Origin of the sequence: Gemmiger formicilis (genome assembly GCF_016901605.1) — a bacterium.
GTDB classification, from domain to species: Bacteria; Bacillota; Clostridia; order Oscillospirales; family Ruminococcaceae; genus Gemmiger; species Gemmiger formicilis_B.
In genome coordinates, this window is sequence record NZ_JACJKP010000969.1 from 1 (window position 1) to 218 (window position 218).

Below are 218 nucleotides of genomic sequence, written 5' to 3' on the forward strand. Positions count from 1 at the left end.
GTTGGGAAACTTTGGCATCAAAATAGTGCCGCTGATCTTCAGGGCCAGAATGGACTGCGAAATGCTTGGCGCAGGCAGCGGCGCGCAGATAGTCCGGGTCATCGCCCTGCATACCTTCCACAAAGCGTACGCCCAAGCGAGAGGTCAGATACGGATCTTCGCCATAGGTTTCGTGCCCTCTGCCCCAGCGCGGGTCACGGAATATATTTACATTCGGC

General features: G+C 56.4%; 1 protein-coding gene. It reads right to left on the reverse strand.

Annotation, left to right across the window (positions count from 1 at the left end; genetic code table 11):
* The coding region (locus H6B10_RS17430) for a glycoside hydrolase family 3 N-terminal domain-containing protein (RefSeq protein WP_275951117.1) at positions 1 to 218 on the reverse strand (218 nt) is incomplete at both ends.